Here is an 8,875-nt window from a genome sequence, read left to right on the forward strand (position 1 = left end):
GGCGTGGAGAAGCGTCTGATCGCACGCGGGCTGGTGGCGGGCGCCGTCGGCGCGGTGCTGTCCTTCCTATTCGCCCGGCTGTGCGCTGAGCCCGTCATCGCCAGGGCCATCGCCTTCGAAGATGGCCGAGCCGACGCCGAGAACGCGCACGGCGTGCATGAACACGGCGCGGAGTTGTTCACCCGCGGTGTGCAGGCCAACGCGGGTCTCGGCTTCGGTGTGCTGATTTTCGGTCTCGCGATGGGCGCGCTGTTCGCAGTGCTGTTCTGCGTGGTCTACGCGCGCGGCACCGGAGGTCCGGAAAGCCCGGCACCGCAGCCACTTTCACTGTGGCTGGCCGCCGCCGCGTTCGTGACGGTGTATTTGGTCCCCTTCGTGAAATATCCGCCCAACCCGCCCGCCGTCGGCCAGGCGGATACGATCGGCGCGCGCACCGGCTGGTATCTGGCGATGGTGCTGGCGTCGGTGCTGCTGGCGACCGCGGCGGTATGGTTGGCGCGCCAGCTGAGCGGCCAGGTCGGCGCCTGGCACGGTCGGCTGCTCGCGGCCGGGGCTTATTTGGTGGGCGTTGCCGTGGTGATGCTGGTGCTGCCGTCGGTGGACGAGACGCCGGAACCGTTGCGCGACAACTCGGGTGCAATCGTCTATCCCGGCTTCCCTGCCGACGTGCTCTACGAATTCCGGTTGGTGGCATTGGGTGCCCAACTGTTGCTCTGGCTGACCATCGGGTTGGTCTTCGCGACGCTGGCGGGGCGGTTGCTCAGTAACGGCTCCCGCAGCGGACGGGTGCCGAGCACCGCGGCGTGACAAAGGTCGTCCGGCTGACCCTGGTGTCGCACGCGATGACCGACGCGATGACGGCCGCGCGTTTTCCCGACGACGAGTCGCTCAACGAAACCGGTCGCCGCCAGGCGGAAGCGACTGGCGCCCTTGCTATCTCCGGCCCGCGCGCCCGACACGTCGCCGCACCCGAGTTACGCGCGCGGCAGACTGCCCGGCTTTTGGGTCTGCACGCCGCGACCGAGCCGCTGTTGGCAGACCTGGACTGCGGGCATTGGCGCGGCAAGACATTGGCGGCCGTCGATCCGGCCGACCTCCAGGTCTGGCTGACCCGGCCGGACCGAGCGCCGCATGGCGGGGAATCCGTGGTCGAGCTGATCGAACGGGTCGGTGGCTGGCTGGCGTCGACGTTGCACGGCCCACCGCGCACCGTGGCGGTCACGCATCCGGCGGTGATCCGGGCGGCGATCCTGCTGGCTCTCGACATTGCGCCGAAGTCGTTCTGGCGCATTGACGTTGCACCGGCCGGCGTGACGAAGCTGCATCACCGCGACGGAAGCTGGACGCTGCGTCTCGGGTGACTATCGCGGGGCGATCAGCGCGAACGTCTGCTTGGCAACCTGCAGCATCCATCCGGTCACCTTGGGGCCGTGATCGCGCGGCCAGTTCAGCTGGAAGCTGACCACCCACGCTTGGTGGGTCTTGTCGACGGCGTACCAGCTGAAGGTCAGATCACCAGGCAGGCCGCCGGCTTTCGCACCGATATACGGCCAGACGTTTCGATCCAGCGCAATACCGGAAACGGCGGACAGGATCTGCCGGACGGGTGCGGCCGCGCCGACCGCATCGGCTTTCAGGGCTGCGTGGATCCGGCAGATGTCCCCGGCATCGCCATACCACTCCGCACCATAGGTCGACGCCGGCACGTGCGCTCGGGCCGGATCCGGTTGGTAAGGAGTGGAATTCGCCTGCTCCAGCAGCTGGGCGCGGACCTGCGGCGTGGCGTTCTGCCATTGCGCGCGCAGGTCCGGCTGGCCCCACCCGATGGAGAAGATCTCGTACATGGTGGGAAACGGCGTCATGCTGGCCGGGTCGTGATGGCCGGCACTCGCCAGGGCCTCCTCGATGGCGTGCGTGCCCAATCTGTCGATCAGCAGGTCGGTGGCCATGTTGTCGCTGTTGGCGATCATCTTGGCGGCCGCGTCGCGCACCGAAACATGGTCGCCGGGATTGAGCCCGAGGCCCGAGGAGCCCACCGCCTTGCTTTTCTCGGTGACGGTCAGCTGATCGTCCCAGGACACCGTGTGGCGCTGCACGGCACCCGCCAGGGCATGCAGCACGTACAGCTTGAAAATTGACGCCAGGGGCAAAGATTCGGTGGTGTTGGTGCCCGCGACGGGGTCACAGTGGCCTGGGGGAGCCCCGTTGACCTTGGCGACCTGGTAGGAGTACTTCGCGCCCGTCTTGCTCAGCGCGGCATCGATGTCATGCCATGAGGTGATCGTCGGCGCTTCCGTGTCCACGTCGAAGCGATCGACTCGCCCCATGTCGTCGGTGTGAATGCGGATGTCCTGGCGCGCGCCGTAGGACGAAGTCAGATGCAGCGTGGCAACGCTGGCGCTGATGTCGACCCCGTCCAGGGTGAAGGGGCGATCCCACCAAAGTTCTTCCATGGTGGTCTCGACGGTGTCCACCTTGTCGGGGGCGGCCAGCGTGCCGACCCCGACGGGACCGATCGGCCAGTCCGAGTTCAGCATGTCCATGGTCTGCTGGGCGCGCAGCCCGGGCGGCGTGCGGGTGTCGATGCCGCGGCCGGCATTGGCGGCGTTGGCCTGCGGCGGCGGCGACGGCGCACAACCCGGCGCCAGGGTTACGACCAGTGCTGCCGCCGCCGTGACGGCCAGCACGCGCTGCGCGGGACCCAACCCGTCGGGCCTATTCAGCCGACTTGCCCCCGGCAACGTCCATGACAACTTCGAACTCCAGCAACGACGCGCCGGTCGCCACCGGGTTGGCACGCTGACCGGCATGGGCCTCGACGGCGGGCCCACTTGCCCAGGCCTGGAATGCTTCATCGGACTCCCAGTGTGTCACGACGAAGTAGCGGTTCTCACCCTTGACCGGGCGCAGCAGCTGGAAGCCGAGGAAGCCGGGTTGATTGTCCACCGCGTGTGCTCGGTGGGCGAACCGCTTCTCCAGCTCGGGGCCGGCGTCGGCGGGAACTTCGATTGCGTTGATCTTCACCACTGGCGGCATGCCTGCCAGGCTACCCCGCACCCTGCCGTGTCCTGCTCGTGGGCGGGGAACGCAAGATGGTGCCATGCCCACCGATCTGCTGACTCCGCACGGCGGGCAAGGTCAACCGTTGATCCTGGTGCACGGCCTGATGGGCCGGGGTACCACCTGGTCGCGCCAGCTGCCCTGGCTGACCCGGCTGGGCGCCGTGTACACCTACGACGCGCCTTGGCACCGCGGCCGTGACGTTGCCGATCCGCACCCGATCAGCACCGAGCGTTTTGTGGCCGATCTCGCCGACGCGACCGCCGCGTTGGGGGTGCCGGTCCGGTTGGTGGGGCATTCGATGGGGGCGCTGCACTCCTGGTGTCTGGCGTCCGAGCGGCCCGAACTGGTGTCCGCCCTGGTGATCGAGGACATGGCACCGGATTTCCGTGGTCGTACCACCGGTCCGTGGGAGCCGTGGCTGCATGCGCTTCCGGTCGAATTCGACAGCGCCGAACAAATATTCAACGAATTCGGGCCCGTCGCGGGCAGGTACTTCCTGGACGCGTTCGACCGCACCGAGACCGGCTGGCGATTGCACGGGCACACCTCGCGCTGGATCGAGATCGCCGCCGAATGGGGCACCCGGGACTACTGGTCGCAATGGTCGGCGGTGCGGGCCCCGGCGCTGTTACTGGAGGCCGGTAACTCGGTCACTCCGCCGGGTCAGATGCGTGCAATGCACGAAAGTAATTCGTCGACAACGTATTTGTCGATACCGGAGGCGGGGCATCTGATCCATGACGAAGCGCCGCAAGCATACCGGGAGGCGGTCGAATCATTCCTCGCCGGCTAGCCCGAACCGGCCGTCGCTGGTTTGGGTCACCAGGCCGTCGGCCAGCAGCGAGTACAACGCCCGATCCCGCTGCGCGGTGTCGGTCAGCCAGGCGACGTCCAACTGGGCCCGGGTGACCGGGGAATCGCTGGCGCGCAGCACATCCAGTAACCGGCCGCGGACCTGGCGATCGGTGCCCGCGTAACTTTGCCCGCGTTTGGCTGGCCCTGGTGCGGGGGGATAGCCGGACCGCCGCCAGGCACACTCGTCGAGCGGGCACAACCCGCAGCGCGGCGCCCGGGCGACGCACACCGTGGCGCCCAGCTCCATGAGGGCGACCGAAAACAACGGCGCCGTATCGTCTTTCGGCAACAGCGCCGCGACGTCGGCATGGTCGCGGGCAGCGGACGGCGCCGCCGCATCGGCCAGGCCGTGGACCGCGCGGGCGACCACCCGGCGCACATTGGTGTCGACCACCGGAACGCGTTGGCGATAGGCGAAGCACGCCACGGCGCGGGCCGTGTAGCTGCCGACACCCGGTAAGCCCAACAGGGTTTCGACGTCATCCGGGACGACGTCGCCGTGATCGCGGGCGATGACCACGGCGCACTCGTGCAACCGTTTGGCCCGTCGCGGGTATCCCAGCTTGCCCCACGCCCGCAGCACGTCGGCCGCGCTGGCCGAGGCGGTGGCCGACGGGGTGGGCCAGCGCCGCACCCACTCGGTCCAGACCGGCAGCACCCGGGCCACCGGCGTCTGCTGCAGCATGAACTCGCTGACCAAGATCTGCCACGCGTCCACACCCGGCTCCCGCCAAGGCAGATCGCGGCGCGAGCGCGCGTACCAGTCAAGAAGATTGGTAATTGATATGTGTGGCCTGCCGATCATCGCAGGCTGCGGCATGATGAGTGCCATGCCCAACTCCAATCCGGTATCCGCCTGGAAAGCACTCAAAGAGGGTAACGAGCGATTCGTCGCCGGCCAGCCTGCGCACCCGAGCCAGAGTGTCGACCATCGGGCCAGCCTGGCCGCCGGCCAGAAGCCGACCGCGGTCATCTTCGGCTGTTCGGACAGCCGAGTGGCGGCCGAGCTGATCTTCGATCAGGGCTTGGGTGACGTGTTCGTGGTTCGCACCGCGGGGCAGGCCATCGATACGGCGGTGCTGGGCTCGATCGAATACGCGGTCGTGGTCCTCGACGTCCCGTTGATCGTCGTCCTCGGCCATAACGACTGTGGTGCCGTCACGGCCGCGTTGGGCGCCATCGACGACGGTGCAATACCGTCCGGCTTCGTACGGGACCTGGTCGAACGGGTCTCGTCATCGATCCTGCTGGGTAGGCGTGACGGTCTGTCCCGGGTCGACGAGTTCGAGGACCGCCACGTACAAGAAACGTTGGCACAGCTGGTGTCGCGTTCTTCGGCTATCTCGGAGCGCGTGTCGGCGGGCACGCTGGGGCTGGCCGGGGTCACCTATCACCTGGCCGACGGTCGGGCGGTGTTGGTCGACCACATCGGAGACATTGGCGAATAGGGGCGAATAGGGGCGAATAGGGGCGGATAGCACGGATGTCGGCCAGCTAACATCGCGACACGCCGAGCCGGATCGGTCAAATCGATGTGACCTGGACTTACGGTGGAATCGTGCTGGATCTGGAACCGCGTGGCCCGCTACCCACGGAGATCTATTGGCGGCGCAGGGGGCTGGCCCTGGGGATCGCGGTCGTCGTGATCGGCATCGCGGTCGCCACCATCATCGCGTTCATGGGCAACAACGCGGGAGCCAAGCCCGCGAGCGTCAGCAAGCCCGGATCGGCGCAGAACACCCCGGTCGCGTCCCCGCCGCAGGCGCCACCTCCACCCGGGCAGGAAGGCGCCACCCCGGTGCCCGCGCCGCAGGGGCAGAACCCCGAGTCGGTGACGCCGACCGCCGCGGTGCAACCGCCGCCGGTGCTCAAGGAGGGCGACGACTGCCCCGACTCGACACTGGCCGTCAAGGGCCTGACCAACGCGCCGCAATACTTCATCGGCGACCAGCCGAAGTTCACCATGGTCGTGACCAACATCGGATTGGTGGCCTGCAAGCGTGACGTCGGCGCCGCCGTCCTGGCCGCCTACGTCTACACCCTGGACAACAAGCGGCTGTGGTCCAACCTGGACTGCGCGCCGTCCAACGAGACGCTGGTGAAAACCTTCACCCCGGGCGAGCAGGTGACGACGGCGGTGACGTGGACCGGCATGGGGTCGGCGCCGCACTGCCCGCTGCCCCGCCCCGCGATCGGGCCGGGCACCTACAACCTTGTCGTGCAGCTGGGCAACCTGCGCTCACTCCCGGTTCCGTTCATCATGAACCAGCCGCCACCCCCGCCCGGGCCGGTGCCGGGCCAACCCGCGGTGCCGCAACCCGAATCGCCCCCCGGCGCTTCCGGTCCCTCGCCCGCGGGCTGAACCCGCTCAGCTGAGCGGGTCGGCGATCGTCGATTCGGCCAGCTGCGATAGTCCCTCGCGCACGTGGCGGGCCCACATCGAGCCGATACCGTCGACCGATTGCAGGTCGTTGGCGCTCGCGGCCAGCAGACCCTGCAGCGTGCCGAAGTTGCGCACCAGCAGATCCACGTGGGCGAACTGCAGCCGGGGAATGCCGGCCATCGCGCGGTAGCCACGTGGGCTCAGCGCCGAATCCTGTGCCTCGGTCGTGGTCGGATACCCGAAAACCTTTGCCAGCGAAGTGATTTCAAGTAGGTCGGTGTCTGACAGCGAGTCCAGCTCGTTGAGGGTGGCGGTCATCTGGGCATCGGACAACGGCTCGGGGCTGGCGTGGTAGTCGCGCACGATCAGTTCCCGGTCGGTGTCGTTGCCGCCGAGCAGCTCCTCGAGCTGCAGCCGCAGCTGACGCCCGTCGGTGCCCAGTTCGACGACGTCGTAGTCGATCACCAGCCCGATCCGCCGGACCAGCTCGAGTCGCTGCACCACCGTCATCACGTCGCGCAGGGTGACGAAGTCTTCGATTTCGGCCCGCGACAACAACCTGCTGACCTCGTCCAGGCGGGTCTTGTAGCGCTCCAGCGTGGCGATGGCCTGGTTGGCGCGCGACAGGATGGTCGCGGAGTCGGCCAGCACGTGACGCTCCCCGCCGACGTAGACGGTGACGATGTTCATCGAGTGGCTGACCGAGATCACCGGGTAGCCGGTCTGGATCGCGGCCCGTTCGGCCGAGCGGTGGCGGGTGCCGGACTCGTCGGTGGGAATCGAGGGATCGGGCACCAGCTGCACGTTGGCCCGCACGATGCGGCTGCCGTCCGTGGACAGCACCACGGCGCCGTCCATCTTGGCCAGCTCGCGCAGCCGCGTCGGGGCGTACCGGACGTCGAGCGCGAAGCCGCCGTCGCAAATGGCCTCAACGTTCTCGTCGTTGCCCAGCACGATCAGCGCACCCGTGCGACCGCGCAGGATGCGCTCCAGGCCATCGCGCAGCCCGGTGCCCGGTGCCAGGCGGGCGATCGTCTCACGCAGCGTCGGACGGGTCACACCGTGTCATTCTGCTACGTGAGGGCGCGCAGTGTGGGAGGGTTCCGCCGTTCGAACGGCGGTGGCGCGCTGCGATGGTCGGCGATGTCGATCATGTGCTCGAGCGCCGCGCCGATGGTGGGTGCGGTCAGGGCGTGCATTCCCGAGGGCACGGCGTCGCATCCCGGCGGCATCAGGGCGATGGTGAATCCCTGCCGTGCGGCCTCGGCCAGCCGGCGATCCATCCCGCCGACCCGGCGCAGATCGCCCGCCAGGCCGACCTCGCCGATGATCACCGCGGTGGTGGGCAACGGCAGGTCGGTCAACGCCGACGCCAGCGCGATGGCCACGGCGAGATCCGACGAGGGATCGGTCAACCGCATGCCGCCCACCGTGGACAGGTAGATGTCGTTGGCGGCCAGGGGCAGCCGGGCGTGTTTTTCCAGCACCGCGGTGATCATCGCGGCGCGCGAGTGGTCGATGCCGCTGACGGCGCGGCGCGGCGAGCCGGCGTTGGGCGTGGCCAGCAGCGCCTGTACCTCACCGATCAGCGGACGCTTGCCGTCCAGCGCGACCGTGATCGCGGTGCCCGGCACCGGGTTGGGCCGCTGATCGAGAAACAGGTTCGACGGGTCTGCGACACCCTCGATTCCGTTGTCGTGCAACAGGAAACAGCCGACCTCGTCGGCGCCGCCGAACCGGTTCTTGATGCCGCGGACCATGCGGAGCGACCCGTTGCGGTCGCCCTCGAAATGCAGCACGACGTCGACGAGGTGTTCTAGCGAGCGGGGTCCGGCGATGGCTCCGTCCTTGGTGACGTGGCCGACCAAGATCAATGCCACGCCGTTGGTCTTGGCCGCGGCGGTGAGCGCGGCCGTGACCGCGCGCACCTGGGTGACCCCGCCCGCGACACCGTCGGTCTCGCTGGTGGACATCGTCTGTACCGAATCGATGATCACCAGCGCAGGCTTGACCGTCGCAATGTGCTCGAGCACGGTGTGCACGTCGGATTCGGCCGCCAGGTAGACATCGCCCGAGCCGCAGCCGATCCGGTCGGCGCGCAGGCGGATCTGGCCCGCGGACTCCTCGCCGGAGATGTAGAGGGCGCGCCGGCCGGACTGCGCCCACAGATGAGCGACCTTGAGCAGCAATGTCGACTTGCCGACTCCCGGATCCCCCGCCAGCAGCGTCACCGACCCGGGCACCACGCCGCCACCGAGCACCCGGTCGAGTTCCTCGATCCCGGTCGCCCGGTGCCGGCTGACGCCGACCTCGACGGAGCTGATCGGAACGGCGCGCGACGCCGCGGCCACGGGCCGGCGGCCGCCGCCGACCGGGCTGAGCACGGGCACCTCTTCGACGGTGCCCCAGGTGCCGCACTCTGGGCAGCGGCCCACCCATTTCGCGGTGAGGTGCCGGCACTGTGAGCAGCGGTATTGCAGGCGCGCATTTGCCACGTGTTTCTCCTATGTCAAGTCGCTGCCGTTTGGCAAGGCTGTGTTCGGGTGTGGTGGTCGGTGTGGAGGTGGCCGAAGA

At 68.5% G+C, this 8,875-nt stretch carries 10 protein-coding genes; 5 read left to right on the forward strand and 5 right to left on the reverse strand.

Annotated elements, in window-relative coordinates; all coding sequences use genetic code 11:
- Positions 1-3: 3 nt before the first annotated feature.
- The gene (locus AWC25_RS16785; protein WP_069400813.1) at positions 4-807 is read left to right on the forward strand and encodes a CbtA family protein; all 804 of its coding nucleotides are present in this window, start codon (positions 4-6) and stop codon (positions 805-807) included.
- Entirely contained in the window at positions 804-1,361 is a 558-nt protein-coding gene (locus AWC25_RS16790; protein ID WP_069400814.1) for a histidine phosphatase family protein, read from the forward strand. Before AWC25_RS16785 ends, AWC25_RS16790 begins: the two co-directional genes overlap by 4 nt.
- Here AWC25_RS16790 and AWC25_RS16795 read toward each other — a convergent pair whose 3' ends face one another.
- Positions 1,362-2,741, reverse strand: a complete 1,380-nt coding sequence (locus AWC25_RS16795) for a serine hydrolase (RefSeq protein WP_372513430.1) — start codon at positions 2,739-2,741, stop codon at positions 1,362-1,364.
- Positions 2,716-3,036, reverse strand: coding sequence for a mycobilin-forming heme oxygenase MhuD (mhuD, locus tag AWC25_RS16800; protein WP_044512474.1), 321 nt, complete (start codon positions 3,034-3,036; stop codon positions 2,716-2,718). Before mhuD ends, AWC25_RS16795 begins: the two co-directional genes overlap by 26 nt.
- Before the next feature lie 64 nt (positions 3,037-3,100).
- Here mhuD and AWC25_RS16805 point away from each other — a divergent pair, with 64 nt between their 5' ends.
- A complete protein-coding gene (locus tag AWC25_RS16805; RefSeq protein WP_069400817.1) occupies positions 3,101-3,856 on the forward strand; it encodes an alpha/beta fold hydrolase in 756 nt (251 codons plus the stop codon).
- On the opposite strand, the gene AWC25_RS16810 is transcribed toward AWC25_RS16805, so the two are convergent.
- Entirely contained in the window at positions 3,839-4,750 is a 912-nt protein-coding gene (locus tag AWC25_RS16810; RefSeq protein WP_085167123.1) for an HhH-GPD family protein, read from the reverse strand. The genes AWC25_RS16805 and AWC25_RS16810 overlap by 18 nt on opposite strands.
- On the opposite strand from AWC25_RS16810, the gene AWC25_RS16815 reads away from it, so the two are divergent.
- The gene (locus AWC25_RS16815; RefSeq protein WP_069400819.1) at positions 4,749-5,366 is read left to right on the forward strand and encodes a carbonic anhydrase; all 618 of its coding nucleotides are present in this window, start codon (positions 4,749-4,751) and stop codon (positions 5,364-5,366) included. The genes AWC25_RS16810 and AWC25_RS16815 overlap by 2 nt on opposite strands.
- Positions 5,367-5,476: 110 nt before the next feature.
- Complete coding sequence (locus AWC25_RS16820; protein WP_142278888.1) at positions 5,477-6,280, forward strand: hypothetical protein; 804 nt, start codon at positions 5,477-5,479, stop codon at positions 6,278-6,280.
- Between the two features lie 6 nt (positions 6,281-6,286).
- On the opposite strand, the gene disA is transcribed toward AWC25_RS16820, so the two are convergent.
- Both disA and radA read right to left on the reverse strand, forming a co-directional pair.
- The gene (gene disA / locus AWC25_RS16825; protein ID WP_069400821.1) at positions 6,287-7,360 is read right to left on the reverse strand and encodes a DNA integrity scanning diadenylate cyclase DisA; all 1,074 of its coding nucleotides are present in this window, start codon (positions 7,358-7,360) and stop codon (positions 6,287-6,289) included.
- Positions 7,361-7,374: 14 nt separating this feature from the next.
- Complete coding sequence (radA, locus tag AWC25_RS16830) at positions 7,375-8,796, reverse strand: DNA repair protein RadA (RefSeq protein WP_069400822.1); 1,422 nt, start codon at positions 8,794-8,796, stop codon at positions 7,375-7,377.
- Between the last annotated feature and the right edge of the window lie 79 nt (positions 8,797-8,875).

The organism is Mycobacterium sherrisii, from assembly GCF_002102355.1.
GTDB lineage: Bacteria > Actinomycetota > Actinomycetes > Mycobacteriales > Mycobacteriaceae > Mycobacterium > Mycobacterium sherrisii.

Bases quoted from the DNA above. Each gene is read 5' to 3' on its own strand.
- mhuD (WP_044512474.1), bottom strand. From the start codon at position 3,036: ATGCCGCCAGTGGTGAAGATCAACGCAATCGAAGTTCCCGCCGACGCC.
- AWC25_RS16810 (WP_085167123.1), bottom strand. From the start codon at position 4,750: ATGGCACTCATCATGCCGCAGCCTGCGATGATCGGCAGGCCACACATA.
- AWC25_RS16815 (WP_069400819.1), top strand. From the start codon at position 4,749: ATGCCCAACTCCAATCCGGTATCCGCCTGGAAAGCACTCAAAGAGGGT.
- AWC25_RS16805 (WP_069400817.1), top strand. From the start codon at position 3,101: ATGCCCACCGATCTGCTGACTCCGCACGGCGGGCAAGGTCAACCGTTG.